Origin of the sequence: Flavobacterium crassostreae (assembly GCF_001831475.1) — a bacterium.
Taxonomy (GTDB): domain Bacteria; phylum Bacteroidota; class Bacteroidia; order Flavobacteriales; family Flavobacteriaceae; genus Flavobacterium; species Flavobacterium crassostreae.
Window position 1 is genome coordinate 1,594,443 of record NZ_CP017688.1, and the last position, 22,247, is coordinate 1,616,689.

Below are 22,247 nucleotides of genomic sequence, written 5' to 3' on the forward strand. Positions count from 1 at the left end.
ACTATTATGAATACTAAAACTTTTGCACCAGTAGTTTTACTAATAATGCTAACTGGAAACCTGCTTTTTGCACAACAAAAAGTATATCCAGGAAATGTTTTGACGCCTTATTTTTGGATTACTTCTAAAAACGTAGCAGACGCTTACCATTGGGACAGCCGGACCAAAGACCATACACCAATATCGGACCAACAACACCCAGGAGCCGCCTTTAATTTTAATCCTAGTATTTATTTCAATGCCGCTCAAGACTCTTTAAGCATACCTCTTGGGAGTAGTGCTAAGAGACAACAAACCTTGTTTTTGGTTTATAAAGTAAAGGATAGCCTAACAGAACAATTCTTGTGGACCATAAACCAGCCTCAGAGAACCCTTTCGGTGGCAACAAATAAGCGTTTGGTGGACCTAAAAAAATATACCTACCAATCGTATTCCGAAAAAATAAAACCAAATAAGGCCAATATTCATTTTTTTCAACAAAATATAACCGACAGTATTGCAAAGCCAGCAGTACTTTCTATTGGACAAAAATCCAAGTTTATATCCCTTCCGCCACAACAATTTGATGGCAATATAAGCGAAATTGTAGTTTACAACCGGGTTTTGTCTGGTTTTGAATCCCAAAAAATAGCCAGTTATCTAGCTATTAAATATGGTATTTCGCTGTCACAGTTTGAAACCAAAAACTACCTCAATAGTTCTGGCAATATTATTTGGGATAGTGCAAAACACCAAGGGTTTGCATCTTCAATTACGGCACTTGGCAGAGATGATGCCAGCGGTTTGTTGCAAAGCAAAAGCAGCAATATGGCCCAAGAAGGGTTGTTGACCCTCACGCTCAAAAGCAAAAGCAACACCATACCCAACCAATATTTTGTTTTTTGGAGCGACAACGCAAAAAGCATGCAGCTCAAAAAACAAGAGCAAGGACAACCTATCGGAATTGCAAGACAATGGCAATTGGATTTTACAAACCCCAAAGACCTTAGTCTGGATTGGTCTTTAAACCCCAATTTTATAAAAGGCAACTTTCCTAAAGACACGTATTATTGGTTGTATATAGATTATTCCGGAAAAGGAACCTATACCGAAGAGGATTCGGAATACCTAAAATTGGCAAGTACTTCAAGCAAAGAAAAATTAGTCTTACACGATTTTGATTGGGATAAGCAAAAAACAGGAAAAGCAAAATTTACTATAAAGATAGCTCCAAAAATGTTTAGCCGTGTTTGGATAACACAGGCGGATTGCGGTGTGAAAGATTCGGGTAAATTAAATTATTCTATACAAGGAGGCGAAGCGCCATTTACAATAACTCTCCAAAAAGAAGGCAGTGATGTCGTTGTAAAACAATGGAAACAAGATTCCAAAAATACGCAAGACCTCTTGCTATCTTCCGGTAGCTATACTTATATCGTTCGGGATGCAAAAGCAAACGTATACTCAGAAACAATTTTTGTAGCAGACAAACAAGGCACCCTGTCCAATCTAAAAGCAACTTACCAATTGACAGATGGCAAACCAATAATTTTGGATGCAAGCCAAGGTTTGCAAGGAACAACGTATGCCTACCAATGGTATTACGAGGGTGATTTTATCGATAACACACCTAAAATTTTGCTAGATCAAGCAGGAGATTATGAACTTAGATTAAGCAACAGTCAAGGGTGCACTACCTCCCAAAAGATACTAGTAACCACTGATTCTAAAGAAGCCTCTGTTGCTAACGTGCTGATGTTGTATCCCAATCCAACCCCAGATGGGCGTTTTACACTAGCCATGCAGTTTGCACAAAAAACAGATGTTACCCTAACTATACACACCTTGAGTGGCGGTTTGGTGCAGCAAAAACAGTTTTCACAGATAGAAAACTATGTTTATGATGGGATGATTTCGGCAGCATCCGGTATGTATTTGGTTAGTGTGCGTTCGGATTTTGGCACCAAAAATTTTAAAGTAATAGTCAAGTAGTTTGATTTTAAATAAATAATAATTAAGTATTGCCATACAGCTAAGAGGCCTTTAGAGTAAAACCACCTTAAAGAGTTGTTTTGTTCTTTAAGCCCATTGCCCCAAGGATAGTGCTGTTTTGGGTTTTATATAGATACGTTTTGGATATGAAAAATAAAATTATAATTCTGGTACTTTTAGTAAGTTCTTTTTTATTTGCAGTAAATTTTGAAAAAGAGATTATAATGGCCTCCTTGTCGTCTAATTTCTTAAAAAAAGATACTAAAGTAATAGCTGTAGATCCTGTAAGAATTTCTTCTAATGAAACTAGCAAATCCAAAGTATTTCAGGCCGATATCCAAGAAGGTTTTATAGGAGACCAAAATCTATTGGATACAGACGACGCCTATGACAACGTTTTTCATTTGGATATAAAAACACTTCCTACCGCCACCGAAAGTGCGTATTTGGAATACGAATTATATGGACACAAACTATCGGCATCCATCTCTAGGAGTTTGAACAACCAAGCCAGTATTGGAGGGCAATTTTTGACCCCAAACAAAAATTGGAGCCTCCAGTCCGAACTACTTTCTCCAAAAGCACTGCGTCAAGGAGATAACGTTTTGTTATTTACTGCTCCAGCAGGAATTTCAAATGGGTATAAAATTAAAAAGGTTAGAATTGTGTACAAACCTCTAGCGGTTGCTACTAAATACACCCTATTAAAATGGGATACTAAACGGTATATAAAAGGAACTATAGCCTCTTCGGATTTACAAAAAATGACCATTGGCGGTGTGGCTGTAAATTTAGAACAGCCAGAATTTGAATTGCTGTTAGATTCTAAAAATGTAGGTACAGACCAAGGCATTTTGGTTATAAAAGAAACCACCAAGGGCGTACGCACCCAAGAAATACTAAACGAGAGTTCTTTTTTGCAAGTAACCTCTTTTAGATCCTTAGAAAAAGCCAAAGAAAGCAAATCTAAAACTATTGATTTTAAAACAACCAATACGCTTGTTCACAAAAATTTTACAGCTGTTTTTCCAGAAGGCGCACTTAAAACAAACCTAAAGGTATCGGTAAGTAGTTTACGAAAAATAGATGTAGCACCATTAAATTCGGCGATGGTCAATGTTACGGCATCCCAAGCAGGTTTTAGATTGTTGCCTCATGGCACCCAATTTGAAAAAGCCGTACGCTTGTATTTGCCGTATGATACCAAAAATATTCCTCAGGGGTATACCCCAAAAGACATTAAGGTGTTTTATTTTGACGAGAACAAACGTCTTTGGCAAGAAACCACCAAAGACTCATTGGATATTCAGAAAGGAATAATTGTAGCCAAAACCACGCATTTTACCGACTTTATTGCCGGAATTATAAAGATGCCAGAATCTCCAGAAACCTCTGGTTATACCCCAACAAGCATCAAAGACCTCAAAGCAGCAAGTCCGTTGGTAGGCATGCAATCCATTGCGCCACCAACAGCAAATGGAAGAGGGACTGCCAGTACTGGTTTTGCCCTAGAATTGCCTAAAGGAAGAGCAGGCATGCAACCAGCACTAAACCTACAATACGATAGTGATGGTGGCTATAGTTGGGCAGGAATGGGTTGGGATATATCTGCGCCAGCAGTAAGCATTGAAACACGCTGGGGAGCACCAAGATACGATGTAAATCAGGAAACAGAATCCTATTCTATTGCAGGCGAAGCGTTGCTACCCAATACACACCGTGCAACCTGGGTAAGTAGAACCGCAGACAAACAGTTTTATCCAAGACGCGAAGGTGCTTTTCAGCAAATTATTCGTAAAGGATCTTCGCCCAAAAATTATTATTGGATCGTTAGAGACAAAAGCGGTGTAGCCAGTTATTATGGCGGTACCACAGCAGGATTGGCAGACAACAGTATTTTGCAAGATGCCTCTGGCAATGTTGGACATTGGGCATTGAGTATGCAAGTAGATTTGAAAGGAAATAAGGTTACCTATGAATACGACAAAAAAGACGGTGAACTCTATCTTAAAAAAGTATATTATACCGGATTTGGCACACAAAAAGGAAATTATTCTGTAACATTTGTCAAAAACAGTGATTTAGGAGAACCCAACCGCCAGGATACACAAGTATCGGCAAGATTAGGATTCAAACAATGGAACAATCAATTGCTACGAAAAATAGAAGTCCGCTATAAAAACGAAATGGTACGCAGTTACGAATTGAACTATAAAGAAGGAGCCTTCAAGAAAACCCTATTAAAATCAGTTTCGCAGCTAGACGCTAATGGCAACTTGTTTTATACCAATACTTTAGATTATTTTGATGATGTTCGCAATGCAAGTGGCGTCTATACCCCTTTTGAGGAAGAGCAACTTTGGACAGTGCCAAACAATAACATTAAACAAGGATTTACGGGGATAAAAGCGTTTGAAAGCAACCATACCCTTGTAGGAAGTACAACTGCAAAATCTAAAGGAATTAACTATAGAATAGGTGTTGGTCCTCTTAGCGACAGATATAAATACAACACCATTGGAGCTCACGGAGGAAACAATTGGGGAAAATCGGAGACTTTCGTTATGCTACAAGATTTAGATGGGGATGGTTACCCGGATAAAATATTTTTAAAAGATAAGGTGGTGTATTATTGCAAAAATCTAATGGCTACCGTTCCTTTTAGTTTTGATAAACCAATGGTTATAAGTGGTATTAATGACTTAGGAGTCAATAAAACTAAATCCTTTAGCTGGGGTGTAGATGCCACTATTGGCAACGGAGTGGCCTCTGCAAATATTGGGTATGATGAACAGCGTTCAACCAATAGATCCACTAGTTATTTTATGGATTTTAATGGGGATGGTCTACCTGATTTTGTATCTGGAGGAAAAGTACAATACAATCGTATAGTGAATGGTATTCCAACTTTTTTAAGCTCGAGTATAAATACACCATCTCCTGTTTCTGGAAACGGAACCTTAACACTAACAGTACCAGATCGAACTGCCGAACTAAATCAATTGCTGGATAAAAATCCTTTGCATGATGTAGTTCGTGTATGGCAAGCACCTGCAACAGGAAAAATCGTAATCAATCAATGGTATCAATTATTAGAAGATACTTCGCAAGAAAGGCTGGAGTATAAAACAAGGGATGGTTTGGATAAAGCAGATGGTGTGCATTTGTATTTTCAAAAAAACAATAGTCTAATTTGGGACGAAGTGATTTCAGGAACAGATTATGCAATAAAAAACAAACCGGAACAAACTCTTGAAGTTACAAAAGGAGAACGTTTGTATTTTAGGGTCAGTTCTATAAAAGATGGTAATTATGACAAAATAAGTTGGAACCCCAAAATAAGCTACACTGAAGTTGAAAATAAAAATATAGGTTCTGTCTCGCGTGTACCACTTGTTGCAAATAAAAAGGATGCAAATGGTATTTCGCTTAAAGAATTTGATGCTGCTGCTGATTTTTTTGTGAGTCAAGCCAATCCAATTTTAGTCCCAAGTCCAGGGATGGTACAATTTGGTGGGAGTTTTAAAAAACCAGTAACTTCAGATCATGTTACTTTAAAAATTACTAAAAAAGTAATTACTCCTTCGGTGGTTGAAACAGTTTTATATGAACACCAATTTTTGGCTTCAGAAATTGTCAATTTTGATATGGGAACACTTAGCTTTAATATTCCTGAATCCAATGCTTTTGTTACCACTACTTTAAGTTCCAAAACAAATATTGCTGTAAAAGATCTGTCTTTTAATGCTACGCTTTCGTTACCTGCAAGTACCGGAACACTTGTTACAGATAATATCAAGAAAGTAGATATTGGGCATAGTTTCTATTCTAAAATTGATGGCAATTATGTACTAAATGGTTTGATTCCAACCTTGACAGGAAAATTGAATATGTTTGTAGATCCATTAGATTACACTTTGGACTCTTCTGTTAATAGTTTCCTTTATGATGGAAATGTCGTGATAACAGCAAAACAAAACGGTTTGTTGGTTGCTCGTAAAACGTATGCTGTTCAAAATGGTGTTTTGAGCAATACAACCTCTCCTTTTGACCTTTCGTATAATTATGCTACAACTCAAAAAGGGTTTCCAATAGATTTGGAAATTTATGTGAGTGATGTAAAACTAAACAATCTTATTAAATCCTACCCAAATGGACTACTGAAAGTTGTTTGTTATATTGAAAACACGGATAAAGATGAACCAAATTACCCATTTCCATGGGGAGCTAAAACGGATAATTTTTCCATTTTTTCGGATTTAAATGAAACAGAAACAAACTTTAGTTTGCTATATAAAAACTGGGGTCGCTTTGCTATAAACGGAAATCTTGCAGGCAATTTAATAGATCAAACACAGCTCAAGTTTAATAATAACAATGCCATTGACGCAAATAATTTTCCGGATACGTCCACTTTGGATCCAGATGCAATGCCAACTGAATTCGATACCAGCAAACAGTATTTCATTCCTATGACTGCCAGTTATTCTGGTACAATTCTATATGGAGGTGAGGAAACGGCTTTTATTCAGAGAGATATTGTCAGTACAACTCGTTTGGGCGAGGATGATTTTGCTGCTTATACTGATTTTTCTTCTCCTATAATATCCATAACAGGAGGTGAGACCGAAGCTTTGGATATGATTTCCGAAAGTAAGAGTCGTAGTATTGGCGCTGGAGGTGGCAGTAAAATAGGAGCAGGGGCAATAAGTGGCGGTTTATCTGCATCAAAAGGAGATTCTTACGTTGTGCAAACTATGAGTGATATGAACGGAGATCGATATCCAGATTATATTAGAGATGGAAATGTGCAATTTACCACTCCAGTTGGAGGGATAGATAATCTGCTACAAAATGTAGGTAATTTTAGTCATTCCAAAACGACTAGTTTAGGAGGTAGTGCGTCTGGGAGTTATAGCCATGGAGGCCCGCAAAGTTCGGCGAGTATAGATATTAGCAAAAATGGAGTAAAATACAATAGTGCAAAATCAGATGCTGGTGCCGCTGCCGGAAAAGTAGGAGGTACGGTTAGTTTAGGTGGCAATATAGGTTTCTCAAACGATCATTCGACACATATATATTCGGACATTAATGGAGATGGTTTGGCAGATAAAATTCAGGACAATGAGATGGTAGCTCTAAACTCTGGTTATGGTTTTCTACCTGCCGAACCTTGGTCTAACATGAACGTTATTAATAAAGGAAAATCTGTAGATATCGCAGCTAATGCTGGGTATAGTATTTATAATGGTTCCTTCTCTGGTGGATTAAACTATTCGCATACTACTTCTGATAACTCGAATTCTTTTATAGATATTAATTCGGATGGATTGGGTGATAAAATTAGCTATAATGATACGGACGTTTCGATAGAACTGAATTTAGGAAATTCATTTGCACCAGCCATAAAATATCCTCGCTATGAATCAATGACACGAAATACGGCTTCTAGTTACGGGGGTAACGTAGGTTTTTCTATTCCGATCACTGTTGTACTCCTGAAAATTGTACCTAGTTTTGGAGCCTCAGTTGGTACATCTACCTCCCGAACCGAAGCCACTTTTATAGACATGGATGGAGATGGAAACCTGGATTATGTTCTTTCTACAGACGAAGACAAATTGATTGTAAGGCTTTCTAACATCAAAAGAACCAACAAGCTAAAAAGCGTTACCAATGCTGCGGGCAACAGTTATGTAATAGATTATGAGTTACTAAAACCAACCTACCAAAACCCAAATGCCAAATGGGTATTGCAATCGGTGGATGTAAATGATGGACACCAAGGAGACGGAATAGACCACTCGATAGCAAAATTTAAATACGAAAATGGGTTTTATGACCGCCGCGAAAGAGATTTTTATGGATTTGAAAAAATAACCCAACAGCAAATAGATGCTGCAGACAATTCGGTTTTTGCCACTACGGTGCAAGAGTTTTACAACCAGGATTACTTTCGTAAAAACCTATTGAAACGTAGTTACACCTTAGATAAAGACAGCAAAATGCGTCAAGAATCTATAAACGAGTATAGTTTTGTAGACGTGGTCACACAAACAAGTATTCCGGTAGCAGAGCTAAACACAGCATTATGTGATGCCAAACGCATATTTGTAGGCTTGATTCATACCAATCAAAAAATGTATGAGGGTGGGAGTGAGTATTTAGAAACCAATACTTTCAACACTTATGATGCCAAGGGAAACATCACGCAATACGAAGATTTAGGAAACGGCGCAGCGGATGATAAAGTAACCGCAAAAATTAGCTATTACGAAAGTGCTTCGCCTTATTTTGGAGGAATTCCAAAACAATTGGAAGTATTTACAGTAGATGGTTTGCGACGCAAGAGAGCCACCACAATCAATCCGACTACAGCTGAGGTTACACAAATAAAAAATTATAGCGCTGCCGATAAAATTGCCCTTACCGATATTGGTTATGATAGTTACGGCAACCTGCAAAAAATTACAGGTCCTGCCAACTACAAAGACCAGCGCATGACTTTGGAATACAGTTATGATACCGAAAACCATCAATTTATAACCACTATAAAAGATGCCTTTGGGTACCAAAATAAAATGGAATACGACTACCGTTTTGGTAGTCCGCTAAAAACCACCGACAGAAACGACCAAAGCACACTATATACCATCGATGCCGCAGGCCGCCCCGCCACTATACGTGGGCCGTACGAAATTGCCAGTGGCAAGCCGTACACCATTGCCTACGAATATTATCCGACAGCCAAAGTACCTTATGCCAAAACCCGAAATTACGATCCCGAGCTAGACAAAGACATTGAAACCTACACCTATACTGATGGTCTAGGCAGAGCGTTGCAAGTCAAAAAAACAGCAAGTTTATTCACCGCTGCAGGTAGCCCCGATCAGGAAGCGCAAATTGTCTCCGGAAAAGTGCTTTATGACGGATTAGGCAGACCAATTATTAGTTACTACCCAACCACTACCACTACCGTGGATGCTAATTTTAGTACAGCAATTTCGAATGTTACGCCTACCACAACCGAATACGACGAAGTAGGCCGCGCCATAAAAGTTACCTTGCCTGACGGAAGCACCAACACTACGGGTTTCCAGATAGACCAATACAATGGCGTACCCACTATGCTAACCACCCAAACCGATGCATTAAACAACACCGTACAATCCCAAACGGATGTAAAAGGAAGCAACTTGGCGAGCATCCAAAACAATTTGGTAACCAAATTTAGTATCAATGCCTTAGGCGAAACCATACAAGTAACCGATGCGATGGATCATGTTACCAAAAGCACTTACGACTGGCTGGGCAGACGCACTGAATTTTCGCATCCCGATGCAGGTACAACGACAATGGAATATGATTTGGCAGGAAACCTAACCAAACGTGTTACACAAGACATCAAAAACACCGTGCCTAATGGAGGTGCTATCAAATACGAGTACAACTACAACCGATTAGAAACCATAAAATATCCCAAAAACCCACAGAACAACGTACAGTACAATTATGGTAAAGCCGATGGAACTGCTTCGCGCCGAGGCCGATTGTGGTTTGTGCAAGATGCTAGTGGTGGTCAAGAGTTTTTTTATGGAAAGCTAGGCGAAGTAGAGAAAGAAATTAGAACGTTGCGCATCACGCCAACAGACATACAAACCTATATTTCGGAGTTTGAATACGATACCTGGAATCGCATCCAAAAAATGACCTATCCCGACGGCGAAGTGGTGGATTATACCTATAACCGAGCTGGAAACTTGCATAGCATGCAAGGGAAAAAGGAAAGTCATACCTATGATTACATCCAACAATTGGCGTATGATGCATTTGAGCAACGCAAGTATTTAAAATACGGAAACAACACCGAAACCCATTATAATTATGACCCTACCATGCGCCGTTTGCAACAGTTGCAAGTAAACTCAAATTTAGGACGTCAAATCATGAATAACAGTTACAGCTATGATTTGGTAGGCAATGTATTAGGCATAAAAAACACGGCTCCTGTAGTAAACAATACCTTGGGGGGAACCTCGACGCACCAATACGAATACGATTCTTTTTATAGATTAAAAACTGCCAAGGCGGTGTATCAAGGCGAGTTTACTAAGGCGAGTTATGAGCTGAATATGGGCTATAACCACCTGCACAACATTACCAATAAAAACTTGGTACACACTGTAAACAACGAGCAGAAAGGCTATGTTTTGGATTATAATTACGATAATGAACAGCATCCTAATGCGCCATCTTCTATCAACGAAGTGACACAAGCTACCACTGGAGGGATCCGAAATTATGTATACGACGGCAATGGCAATCCAACAAGTTACACGGAGCAACAAAGTTTCAGAAAAATGAGTTGGGACGAAGAAAACCGTCTAATGGGCATCAACGATACCGGAAGAATGCACCAATATACCTATGATGCAGCAGGCGAGCGTGTGATTAAAAGTTCTGGAGATTCTCAAAACGTAGCCGTTAACGGACAAACAGCAGCAACCATAGTACATACGGACGATTACACGGGCTATGTGAGTCCGTATTTTGTGATAAGCAAAGGGAAGTTTACTAAGCATTATTTTGAAGGAGCTGGCCGCATTGTCAGCAAATTAGGCAACGGCGCTTTTGCGCAACCCTTGGGTATTACCGCCGGTGGGGTCAATTATACCCAGCGTACTGCCGAACAACAAATGGCTTTGGATGCTTACGTCCGTACTTTGGGTGTGCCTCCAGGGCCACCGACACAACAAGGGATTTATGCCACACCCGAGTTTACAGGCGACCCGTACCCGAGTGATGCTCTTAAAGCAGTAGAAGAAAACCAAGAACCTCCCGAGGGCTGGCCTAGAAATCCTGTTTTTAACGCTCCGGGCGATGTTCCAGGGCCTCCGGTGCAATTTGGGGATCCTGTAAAACCCAGTACCGTTAGGGCAGGCGAAGGATTTACGGGTATTGGTTTGCCAGAAAAAGATATTTTTTATTTTCATCCCGATCATTTAGGGAGTACTTCGTATATTAGCAGCGGCAATGGTAGCATAAGCCAGCATGTGGAATACATAGCCTTTGGAGAGGTTTTATTTGAGGAGCATAGCTCTAGTTTTTCTAGTCCGTATTTGTTTAACGGAAAGGAACTCGACCGAGAAACGAATTTGAGCTATTATGGGGCGAGGTATTTGGACATGAAGACGAGTTTGTGGTTGAGTGTGGATCCAGCTGCAGAAGAATATGCAGATATTGGTTCTTATGTATATTGTGTAAATAATCCATTAAATGCTGTAGATCCTGATGGTCGTCGTGTTTATTTCGTTGCAGGAGCTGGTAATGATCCAGCTAGTCAAGGTTGGAACTATAAAAAGAGATTTAAAAAGATATGGGAGGCTAAAGGAATAAAAAATGTTAAATTAATGAATGTTAGTCATGGAAAAACAGGAGATATGATGTTTGCTGATACTTATAGACATTACAGTAAAATTAAAGGAACAGATACAAAAATTACTTCTAAAATGATTGACAAAGCCGTAAAAGGTATCATTAAAGACCTTACTAATAACCCGCTGCCTGAAGGAGAACAATTAAATCTAACTGGTTATAGTTATGGTAGTGTTTTACAAGCCCACGTAGCAATTGCCTTAGCCGATAAAGGTTTTAATATAGATAACCTTAGTTTAATAGCAAGCCCTATTCCTGACGACTCTGATTTAATGAAAACATTAAATGAATATAAAGATGCAGGTAAAATTGGAGGAATACAAAGAATTGACATAAAAGGGGATAATTTTAGTAATCCTAAAACTAATTGGGAGTATTTACAGGGAATTTATGAAGCAGGTACACAAGGAGATGCACACCCGCATTTTGATTTAGCAAGACCCGGAAAAGAAGCTGATAAAAAAATTGGAGAAGCTGCAGATAAATTAAAAACTGAAGGAGTTAATTAATATGAAAAAATATTTAAAATGGTTTTCATGCTTGTGTTTGCTTTTGAATATAATTCCAATGTATTTAATCAATATCATACCTAAAGGAAATTTTATTTCAGGATTTGCTACATTTGTTTTATTCTTAATTCCATTAACTGTTTTCCAATTTATTATACTATTAATCCTTTGGAATACTAACGATAAAAATAAACATAAATTGATATTTTTAACTAGTATTAATTTCCTTTTGTTAATTATAAATTTTTATTTATTATACAGATATGATTGTATTACAACATAAAATTTTATCGCCTGGCTCGAGCAGAAATAAGTTTAACGGCTAGCGCGATGGCTCTAGCTCGTGTCCACAAATTTGAGCCAAAAACAGAATTTAAAGTAATAAAAAACCAAGCAAATTTGCTTGGTTTTGTGTTTTATAGTGGTTGTTAAAAAAAGGTTCGTTTTGAAAACGATTGCCCTAGCCCAGATAGTAGCGGCATCCTTTTTGTTTTTTCTTTAAAAACAAAAAGATATAGCGGATAACTGGAAGTAGCTTCTTTAAAAAAAAGCTAGTCGTGCGTGTGATTAAAAGCTCTGGAGATTCTCAAAACGTAGCCGTTAACGCACAAACAGCAGCAACAAGGGATTTATGCCACACCCGAGTTTACAGGCAATCCGTACCCGAGTGATACTCTTAAAGCAGTAGAAGAAAACCAAGAACCTCCCGAGGGTTGGCCTAGAAATCCTGTTTTTAACGCTCCGGGCGATGTTCCAGGGCCTCCGGTACAATTTGGGGATCCTGTAAAACCCAGTACCGTTAGGGCAGGCGAAGGATTTACGGGTATTGGTTTGCCAGAAAAGGATATTTTTTATTTTCATCCGGATCATTTGGGGAGTACTTCGTATATTAGCAGCGGCAATGGTAGCATAAGCCAGCATGTGGAATACATAGCTTTTGGAGAGGTTTTATTCGAAGAGCATAGCTCTAGTTTTTCTAGTCCGTATTTGTTTAATGGGAAGGAGTTGGACAGGGAGACGAATTTGAGCTATTATGGGGCTAGGTATTATGATGCTAAGGTTAGTTTGTGGTTGAATGTGGATCCGTTGGCGGAGAAATATCCAAACTACGGAGCTTCCGTATATGCTATGAATAATCCAATGCGATATACAGACCCAACTGGCATGGAATCGGAGGATAATATTGATCCTCCTAGTAAGAAGAAAACTTATGATTTAGCTAAACAATCTGATTTTTATAGGAGACATGGCGATTATGTAAATGGTGATGCTACAGGTTTTGCAGGAGTAACAATAGGCTACAATAAGGAAAAAAAGAATTATTCAAGTAAGGCAAATATCAAACTATTTAATGTTGAAGGAAAAAATCTTTCTGGTAAATATTCAAAATCTGTTTCTGCAAAGGTACGAGGTATTGGTGCTGAAACTAAGAATAGATTAGGTACAGAAGATAATAATATTTATTACAATGCTGAAGTTTCGGTTCTTTATGCAGAAGCATCATCCGAAAATGGCATTTTAACAGGTGAAGGAGGGAAATATGGTTTTAATTTTGGAGGAGGAGCGGAAGCAGGTGCAGCTAAAGGAGAAGTTAGTTCTGGAGTAACTATATTTGGAATTAAAATGGGAACTACACAGGGAGGATGCGTTGAATGCGTGGGAGCAGCAGCGAATTTTGGAATCTATTTTGATAATAAAAAAGGTAATTTGGTTATTAAAGGTTCTGAAATGTTAGGACTGGAAATTGGTGCAAAGCTGGGAGTTATTGCTGAAATACCAATAGTAAAAATTACAGAAAAAGTAATTAAAACATTCAATAAATGATAAAGTTATCCAAGCAAGCTAATAGATTAGCCTTATGTTGTATTTTAGGTGTGTTTTTTTTAGTATTTATTTTAGGTTCACTGGATTCATGGGGAATTAAAAATAATAAAGACTTAATTGATATTTTAAAAACAATCCTTCTTTTTTCTTTACCTTTTTTAGGATATTGGGCAGCTATAAAACTACCAAATCCTAAAGATGTTAATGATGTAAATTTATTACCTAATACAAAAAATATTAGAGTTAGATTTTATAAAACTAGTGGTTTTATAGATAGAAATAATCAAATATCATTCGTGCGTTTTTTCTTTAATGAAGGAGTAATTTATATGTATTTTAGTAATTTTCTAAGAATATATGAAGGTCCTTTTTATATTAAGAAAAAAAATGAGGCTGATTTTGGAATGTTTTATATACATTCACTCAGTAACTACATAAATGAAGAATTAACACTTGAAATAACACCTAAAAACACTTTAGATCCACATTATAAATTAATTTTAAGGAATTTAATTAAAAGTGATTATGATTTAATGAAAAGATATATTAATAAAATTGATGAAATAAAATAAGAAATGAAATTAACAAAAAAGATATTTATAATTATAATAGTTTTAATTAGTAAAACATCATATTCTCAGGATTTACCCGATGAAATGATAAAAAGTTTTTTCACTCAATACTCTAAGAATCCAGCAAAGGCAGTAGAGAAAATTTATCAAACAAGCATCTGGACTTCTAGACTAAAAGATGGTATTGAAGATATGAAAAACGAAGTTGGTAAATATACCATTGATTATATGGGAGAATATTATGGTAGTGAATTGATTACAAAAAAACAATTGTCTAATACATTTGTGTTATACTCTTATTTGCTTAAATATGATAGACAGCCAATTCGCTTCATTTTTAAATTATATAGACCAAATGATAAATGGGTCTTATTTTCGTTAAAAATAGATGGCGTAATAGACGAAGAGATTGAACAATCTGCAAAACTTTTTAATTTAGACTTAGAGAAATAAACTACCCGACCGCTCGGATATGTCGACAACGCTAGCGCAGAATTTTATTCTGTGCCTACAAAGTTGAGCCACAAACAGAATTTAAAGTAATAAAAAACCAAGCAAATTTGCTTGGTTTTTGTGTTTTATAGGGATTATTAGGATCAATAATTCTTGTTAAAAAAAGGTTCGTTTTGAAAACGATTGCCCTAGCCCAGATAGTAGCGGCATCCTTTTTGTTTTTTCTTTAAAAACAAAAAGATATAGCGGATAGCTGGAAGTAGCTACTAAACAACACAGCTCCTGTAGTAAACAATACCTTGGGGGGAACCTCGATGCACCAATACGAATACGATTCTTTTTATAGATTAAAAACTGCTAAGGCGGTGTATCAAGGCGAGTTTACTAAGGCGAGTTATGAGCTGAATATGGGCTATAACCACCTGCACAACATTACCAATAAAAACTTGGTACACACCGTAAACAACGAGCAGAAAGGCTATGTTTTGGATTATAATTACGATAACGAGCAGCATCCTAATGCGCCATCTTCTATCAACGAAGTGACACAAGCCACCACTGGAGGGATCCGAAATTATGTATACGATGGCAATGGCAATCCAACAAGTTACACGGAGCAACAAAGTTTCAGAAAAATGAGTTGGGACGAAGAAAACCGTCTAATGGGCATCAACGATACCGGAAGAATGCACCAATATACCTATGATGCAGGCGGCGAGCGTGTGATTAAAAGCTCAGGAGATTCTCAAAACGTAGCCGTTAACGGACAAACAGCAGCAACCATAGTACATACGAACGATTACACGGGCTATGTGAGTCCGTATTTTGTGATAAGCAAAGGGAAGTTTACTAAGCATTATTTTGAAGGAGCCTGCCGCATTGTCAGCAAATTAGGCAACGGCGCTTTTGCGCAACCCTTGGGTATTACCGCCGGTGGGGTCAATTATACCCAGCGTACTGCCGAACAACAAATGGCTTTGGATAATTATGTACGCACTTTGGGTGTGCCTCCAGGGCCGCCTACACAACAAGGGATTTATGCCACACCAGAGTTTACAGGCGACCCGTACCCGAGTGATACTCTTAAAGCAGTAGAAGAAAATCAAGAACCTCCCGAGGGCTGGCCTAGAAATCCTGTTTTTAACGCTCCGGGCGATGTTCCAGGGCCTCCGGTACAATTTGGAGATCCTGTAAAACCCAGTACCGTTAGGGCAGGCGAAGGATTTACGGGTATTGGTTTGCCAGAAAAGGATATTTTTTACTTTCATCCGGATCATTTGGGGAGTACTTCGTATATTAGCAGCGGCAATGGTAGCATAAGCCAGCATGTGGAATACATAGCCTTCGGGGAGGTTTTGTTTGAGGAGCATTCTAGCTCGTTTTCTTCGCCATATCTTTTTAATGGAAAGGAACTCGACAGAGAAACCAATCTTAGCTATTATGGGGCGAGGTATTTGGATATGAAGACGAGTTTGTGGTTGAATGTGGATCCGTTGGCGGAGAAGTTTTATAATAACTCGCCTTATATTTATGTTAGCCAAAACCCAATAAACCTTATTGATCCTACTGGGATGGGTGAAGAAAGTGTAGGAAGTGATCCACCGAAAAAGAGTTGGGCTGGAAGAGCAGTAGAGACTGTAAAAAATTGGTTTGGTGGTTCTAGTTCTAATAACAGTGCTACTAAAACTAAGACAACTGTTACGGCTGGACCTATTAATGATGATCCAAGTTTTTTTAAGCAATTTTTATTAGCAACTCCAGTTTTAGGAGCAACTATTAACAGTAGCGATAAAATGGGAGAAGGCAACTATGCTGGAGCCGCAGCGGATTTTGGTGTAGGAGTTCTTGATTTATTTACATTAGGAGCAGCTAATAAATATAAAGTTGGTAGCGAGGTTGTTATTGGAAGTGCTGAAAAAGCAATGGCTAACGAGGGAGTGACGGTTATAGGCGAAGGGATGGCAAGAGTTGAAGCAGTTGCATCAAAAATACCAGGTTCAAAAATCCTTAATACTATGCCTAAATTCACAGGTACTGCAGACCAAGTAACAAGTCAAATGATGCAATATAATAGACAATGGATATTAAATGAAATGCGAAGTGGAGGAACTATTTTAGATATTGGGCGTGATGTAACAAGAGCTAATCCAAGTATCTTTTATCAGATGGAGCAAAATATGATGAAAAATTACAAACTACTTCACCCTTAATATAAATCAATATGATAGATAGTATCGAGTATATAAAAAACGTAAATGATTATTTTAGGTTTTTAATAACAGAGTTTGATTTCAAATTATTAGAAGAAAAAGTAAGGGGTAATGCGTTTTACGATATACAGTATAAAGATAATTCAAGGATTATATCAATCTCTTATGAAAATATAGAAGATTATTTATTAGTTACAGTTTTTATGTTGCAAAATGGGGAAATGCCAAACTATGACGATAAAACAAAAACACTACACTTAAAACAACTTAATAGATTAGTAATTGCAAAGTTGAGTAAAGAGGAGATTAATTTAAATGCTGAATATTTTACCAAATATAATGCGAAAAGTGAATTAGAAAGAAAATTATTAAAAGAAGCAAAAGAACTTCGATTATGCTTGAAGCATTTTAAGGAAATATACTAACAGCAAAAAGCCCCGCGAGGGGCTTTTTTATTGCTATAATATTGCTACATTCTTATTAAAAAAATCTTTGAATTTAGATTTTGTCAGCATCCCATCAATAATACGATAAATCGCTTGTTTGTCTTCTTCTTCGAGTTGCTCTATCATTTGAATTTTTTCATTAGAAGCTTTGTTCTCAATTTTTACTTCTGTTGGTATATCGCCCTCATAATGTATAATTTGGTCAATAGTCATCCCGATCGCTCGGATATGTCGACACCGTTAGCGCAGATTTGCAATCCCGATCGCTCGGATATGTCGACAACGCTAGCGCAGATTTGCAAACCCGATCGCTCGGATATGTCGACAACGCTAGCGCAGATTTGCAATCTGTGCCCACAAAGTTAAGCAAGTAAACAAAGAGAAATGAGTATAAAAAAACCGAGCAATTTGCTCGGTTTTTTGTTGTATTTATAATCGTTTTACCCGACCGCTTGGATATGTCGACAACGATAGCGCAGATTTGCAATCTGTGCCCACAAAGTTGAGCAAGTAAACAAAACACAAAACCAAGCAAATTTGCTTGGTTTTTGTGTTTTATAGGGATTATTAAAATCAATAATTCTTGTTAAAAAAAGGTTCGTTTTGAAAACGATTGCCCTAGCCCAGATAGTAGCGGCATCCTTTTTGTTTTTTCTTTAAAAACAAAAAGATATAGCGGATAGCTGGAAGTAGCTACTAAACAACACCGTACAATCCCAAACGGATGTAAAAGGAAGCAACTTGGCGAGCATCCAAAACAATTTGGTAACCAAATTTAGTATCAATGCCTTAGGCGAAACCATACAAGTAACCGATGCGATGGATCATGTTACCAAAAGCACTTACGACTGGCTGGGCAGACGCACTGAATTTTCGCATCCCGATGCAGGTACAACGACAATGGAATATGATTTGGCAGGAAACCTAACCAAACGTGTTACACAAGACATCAAAAACACCGTGCCTAATGGAGGTGCTATCAAATACGAGTACAACTACAACCGATTAGAAACCATAAAATATCCCAAAAACCCACAGAACAACGTACAGTACAATTATGGTAAAGCCGATGGAACTGCTTCGCGCCGAGGCCGATTGTGGTTTGTGCAAGATGCTAGTGGTGGTCAAGAGTTTTTTTATGGAAAGCTAGGCGAAGTAGAAAAAGAAATTAGAACGTTGCGCATCACGCCAACAGACATACAAACCTATATTTCGGAGTTTGAATACGATACCTGGAACCGCATCCAAAAAATGACCTATCCCGACGGCGAAGTGGTGGATTATACCTATAACCGAGCTGGAAACTTGCATAGCATGCAAGGAAAAAAGGAAAGTCATACCTATGATTACATCCAACAATTGGCGTATGATGCATTTGAGCAACGCAAGTATTTAAAATACGGAAACAACACCGAAACCCATTATAATTATGACCCTACCATGCGCCGTTTGCAACAGTTGCAAGTAAACTCAAATTTAGGACGTCAAATCATGAATAACAGTTACAGCTATGATTTGGTAGGCAATGTATTAGGGATAAAAAACACGGCTCCTGTAGTAAACAATACCTTGGGGGGAACCTCGATGCACCAATACGAATACGATTCTTTTTATAGATTAAAAACTGCCAAGGCGGTGTATCAAGGCGAGTTTACTAAGGCGAGTTATGAGCTGAATATGGGCTATAACCACCTGCATAACATTACCAATAAAAACCTGGTACACACCGTAAACAATGAGCAGAAAGGCTATGTTTTAGATTATAATTACGATAACGAGCAGCATCCTAATGCGCCATCTTCTATCAACGAAGTGACACAAGCCACCACTGGAGGGATCCGAAATTATGTATACGATGGCAATGGCAATCCAACAAGTTACACGGAGCAACAAAGTTTCAGAAAAATGAGTTGGGACGAAGAAAACCGTCTAATGGGCATCAACGATACCGGAAGAATGCACCAATATACCTATGATGCAGGCGGCGAGCGTGTGATTAAAAGCTCTGGAGATTCTCAAAACGTAGCCGTTAACGGACAAACAGCAGCAACCATAGTACATACGAACGATTACACGGGCTATGTAAGTCCGTATTTTGTGATAAGCAAAGGGAAGTTTACTAAGCATTATTTTGAAGGAGCTGGCCGCATTGTCAGCAAATTAGGCAACGGCGCTTTTGCGCAACCCTTGGGTATTACTGCCGGTGGAGTCAATTATACCCAGCGTACTGCCGAACAACAAATGGCTTTGGATAATTACGTCCGTACTTTGGGTGTGCCTCCAGGGCCACCAACACAACAAGGGATTTATGCCACACCAGAGTTTACAGGCGACCCGTACCCGAGTGATGCTCTTAAAGCAGTAGAAGAAAACCAAGAACCTCCGGAGGGCTGGCCTAGAAACCCTGTTTTTAACGCTCCGGGCGATGTTCCAGGGCCTCCGGTGCAATTTGGAGATCCTGTAAAACCCAGTACCGTTAGGGCAGGCGAAGGATTTACGGGTATTGGATTGCCAGAAAAGGATATTTTTTATTTTCATCCCGATCATTTGGGGAGTACTTCGTATATTAGCAGCGGCAATGGTAGCATAAGCCAGCATGTGGAATACATAGCCTTTGGAGAGGTTTTGTTTGAGGAGCATTCTAGCTCGTTTAGTTCTCCTTATTTGTTTAATGGAAAAGAACTCGACAGGGAAACCAATCTTAGCTATTATGGGGCGAGGTATTTGGATATGAAGACAAGTTTGTGGTTGAGTGTGGATCCCAAGAAAGAGGATTATATATTTGCGGGTCCATACATTTTTTGCATGAACAATCCTGTAAATATATTTGATCCAGATGGTAATCGAATACTTTTTGTAAACGGTCATTGGAATAGATTTTTAGGATGGTTAATAGGGTCAAGTTCTCCAAAAAAAGAGTATTGGGAAGAAGGTTTTGATAAAGCAGCACAAACATTTTTTGGTGATCACTCAAATATAACGACTGATAATTACGTAGATGGTTCATCTCTATTTGGGGGTAGTTCTAGTGGTGGTGAACGAGAAGAATTGGGTTATGAATATGCTAAAAAAAATTATAAAACATTAACTCACGGAATGAAAAAAGGTGAAGAATTTGAAATGGTAACACATAGTGAGGGTGGTGCATATGGTGCGGGTATAGCGCGATTTTTGATTGAGAAAGGTCATACAGTGAAGCAAATTTTACATTTATCTACAGATGAAGGTGATGAGTTTTCAACCCCAGAAGGCCCAGAAACATATCAACTTAGTTATAAAGGAGATTGGATAACAGGAAATAAGCAAATTAATAATGGCACAGATGTTTTTGGGATCATAGATAGATTTGAGACTAAGTCTGATAAATTTACTTTTGCACATGGCTCTACTAAAAGTGCTGAAATTTTTAAATCGGCAAAAGTAATGCTTGAAAGTTTAAAAAAATTAGGAGGTATTAGTGCTCCGCATAATTATCAAGATCAAAAAACCAAAATTAAATTTGAAATTATTTTAGATTATAGAAATAGTAATTAAATAGAAATATGATTTATAGATTTTTTAATATAGTAATTATATCACTAGGATTATTACTTGTTTATTTTTTGTCAATGTTTTGGATCGGCAGTAAAGAGCAATTTGATGTTTTGAAAAAAACTTTTTTTATTTTTTTTGTTAATAGATTCTTACTATGTTTATTTGGTATGTTTATTACTTTATTTTTTGTTTTTATCTTAAATAAATTATTCGGGGTTAAAAAAGAATTAAAAAAAGAGTTATTGATAAATTTTACTGTGCTGACTATTTTTTCAACATTGGTTATATTAAGTTTATACTTTAAGCCTTGATTTGTGCAAAATCCTGTTCCCCCGCTCCCCCGCTGGCGCGAGCAGAAATAAGTTAAACGGCTAGCGCGATGCCTCTGGATCGTGCCCACAAAGTGAAGCAAGTAAACAATGCCTGTAGCCCCCGCCACAGTTGCAACCCGATGGCTCGGATATGAAAAATAAAGTCGACAACGATAACACAGATATTTATCCGTGCCCAAAAAGTTGAGCAAGTAAAAATGGATGCTTTTGGAGGTAAAATTGGTGCGTTAGCAGGGGATAAAGCTAAAATTAATAGTGGTGAAATAGCAAAGAATACAAAAAAGATTCTTCGTTCTGTTAATGTTAATGTTACAGGAAATGTAAATAGAACTATCAAGCAAACTGCTAGAGGTATAAAAAATGTAGCTCCAAAAGTTAATGATCAATTTCAAAAATCTGTAAAAAATGTTTTTAAAACTAAAACACTTGAGCCAATAAATAAATTTAAAGAAAATACAAATGAAAAATGAAAAAGCTAAAGCGTGGTTATTTATGATTGTTTTAGGGCTTGTCATAGGTCATATGTTTTTAAAACACCCTATACAAGATAGACTGCTTTTAAAAGACGGGAAATCAATTGAAGGGATTATGATAAATGAAAGAGGTTATAATGGTAAAGGAAGTTTTTTATTAAAAGAAGAAAATGGAAATTCAATCATATATAAATATAATTTTAAAATGAACGGAAAATTATATAAAGGAGATTCACAAAGTAGCAAATTTTCTCCTGGTGACACAATAGAAGTGCTTTATTTAGAAAGTTTTCCATCAGTAAATAGGCCGGCATATTATTTAAGAGACGACAAAGAGAGCTTAAAATTAAGGAATTAATCTAGCTCATTCTACCCCACCGCTCGGATATGTCGACAACGCTAGCGCAGATATTTATCTGTGCCCGCAAAGTTGAGCCACAAACAGAATTTAAAGTAATAAAAAACCAAGCATTCACGCTTGGTTTTGT

11 protein-coding genes are annotated in these 22,247 nt (G+C 37.7%); 10 read left to right on the forward strand and 1 reads right to left on the reverse strand.

From position 1 onward, the window contains the following. The first annotated feature begins 6 nt into the window (after nucleotides 1-6). The 7 genes from LB076_RS07180 (at nucleotide 7) to LB076_RS07210 (ending at nucleotide 17,399) form a co-directional block, all read left to right on the forward strand. Nucleotides 7-1,971, forward strand: coding sequence for a T9SS type A sorting domain-containing protein (locus tag LB076_RS07180; RefSeq protein WP_066336556.1), 1,965 nt, complete (start codon nucleotides 7-9; stop codon nucleotides 1,969-1,971). 146 nt (nucleotides 1,972-2,117) lie between these two features. Next, a complete protein-coding gene (locus tag LB076_RS07185; RefSeq protein WP_070786764.1) occupies nucleotides 2,118-11,915 on the forward strand; it encodes a SpvB/TcaC N-terminal domain-containing protein in 9,798 nt (3,265 codons plus the stop codon). 870 nt (nucleotides 11,916-12,785) lie between these two features. Then, nucleotides 12,786-13,739 (forward strand): RHS repeat domain-containing protein, encoded by a 954-nt coding sequence (locus LB076_RS07190; RefSeq protein ID WP_486599209.1) that lies wholly within the window; start codon nucleotides 12,786-12,788, stop codon nucleotides 13,737-13,739. After that, the gene (locus LB076_RS07195; RefSeq protein WP_066336614.1) at nucleotides 13,736-14,311 is read left to right on the forward strand and encodes a hypothetical protein; all 576 of its coding nucleotides are present in this window, start codon (nucleotides 13,736-13,738) and stop codon (nucleotides 14,309-14,311) included. The genes LB076_RS07190 and LB076_RS07195 overlap by 4 nt, the downstream gene beginning before the upstream one ends. A gap of 3 nt (nucleotides 14,312-14,314) precedes the next feature. Further along, nucleotides 14,315-14,764 (forward strand): hypothetical protein, encoded by a 450-nt coding sequence (locus tag LB076_RS07200; protein ID WP_066336611.1) that lies wholly within the window; start codon nucleotides 14,315-14,317, stop codon nucleotides 14,762-14,764. A gap of 314 nt (nucleotides 14,765-15,078) precedes the next feature. Further along, entirely contained in the window at nucleotides 15,079-16,974 is a 1,896-nt protein-coding gene (locus LB076_RS07205) for an RHS repeat domain-containing protein (RefSeq protein ID WP_066336609.1), read from the forward strand. 11 nt (nucleotides 16,975-16,985) lie between these two features. Further along, nucleotides 16,986-17,399: a hypothetical protein gene (locus tag LB076_RS07210; protein WP_066336607.1), complete on the forward strand. Its 414-nt coding sequence runs from the start codon at nucleotides 16,986-16,988 to the stop codon at nucleotides 17,397-17,399. A gap of 33 nt (nucleotides 17,400-17,432) precedes the next feature. On the opposite strand, the gene LB076_RS07215 is transcribed toward LB076_RS07210, so the two are convergent. Further along, nucleotides 17,433-17,633: a hypothetical protein gene (locus LB076_RS07215; RefSeq protein WP_066336605.1), complete on the reverse strand. Its 201-nt coding sequence runs from the start codon at nucleotides 17,631-17,633 to the stop codon at nucleotides 17,433-17,435. A 528-nt stretch (nucleotides 17,634-18,161) separates the two neighbouring features. Between LB076_RS07215 and LB076_RS07220 the strand changes: the two genes are divergently transcribed. The 3 genes from LB076_RS07220 to LB076_RS07235 all read left to right on the forward strand — a co-directional run bounded on the left by LB076_RS07220 (nucleotide 18,162) and on the right by LB076_RS07235 (nucleotide 22,117). Further along, nucleotides 18,162-20,954: an RHS repeat-associated core domain-containing protein gene (locus LB076_RS07220; protein WP_157776675.1), complete on the forward strand. Its 2,793-nt coding sequence runs from the start codon at nucleotides 18,162-18,164 to the stop codon at nucleotides 20,952-20,954. 529 nt (nucleotides 20,955-21,483) lie between these two features. Then, entirely contained in the window at nucleotides 21,484-21,756 is a 273-nt protein-coding gene (locus LB076_RS07230; RefSeq protein ID WP_066336878.1) for a hypothetical protein, read from the forward strand. After that, complete coding sequence (locus LB076_RS07235) at nucleotides 21,746-22,117, forward strand: hypothetical protein (RefSeq protein ID WP_066336879.1); 372 nt, start codon at nucleotides 21,746-21,748, stop codon at nucleotides 22,115-22,117. Before LB076_RS07230 ends, LB076_RS07235 begins: the two co-directional genes overlap by 11 nt. The last annotated feature ends 130 nt before the right edge of the window (nucleotides 22,118-22,247 follow it).

Bases quoted from the DNA above. Each gene is read 5' to 3' on its own strand.
- LB076_RS07180 (WP_066336556.1), top strand. From the start codon at position 7: ATGAATACTAAAACTTTTGCACCAGTAGTTTTACTAATAATGCTAACT.
- LB076_RS07185 (WP_070786764.1), top strand. From the start codon at position 2,118: ATGAAAAATAAAATTATAATTCTGGTACTTTTAGTAAGTTCTTTTTTA.
- LB076_RS07195 (WP_066336614.1), top strand. From the start codon at position 13,736: ATGATAAAGTTATCCAAGCAAGCTAATAGATTAGCCTTATGTTGTATT.
- LB076_RS07200 (WP_066336611.1), top strand. From the start codon at position 14,315: ATGAAATTAACAAAAAAGATATTTATAATTATAATAGTTTTAATTAGT.
- LB076_RS07205 (WP_066336609.1), top strand. From the start codon at position 15,079: ATGCACCAATACGAATACGATTCTTTTTATAGATTAAAAACTGCTAAG.
- LB076_RS07210 (WP_066336607.1), top strand. From the start codon at position 16,986: ATGATAGATAGTATCGAGTATATAAAAAACGTAAATGATTATTTTAGG.
- LB076_RS07215 (WP_066336605.1), bottom strand. From the start codon at position 17,633: ATGACTATTGACCAAATTATACATTATGAGGGCGATATACCAACAGAA.
- LB076_RS07230 (WP_066336878.1), top strand. From the start codon at position 21,484: ATGGATGCTTTTGGAGGTAAAATTGGTGCGTTAGCAGGGGATAAAGCT.
- LB076_RS07235 (WP_066336879.1), top strand. From the start codon at position 21,746: ATGAAAAATGAAAAAGCTAAAGCGTGGTTATTTATGATTGTTTTAGGG.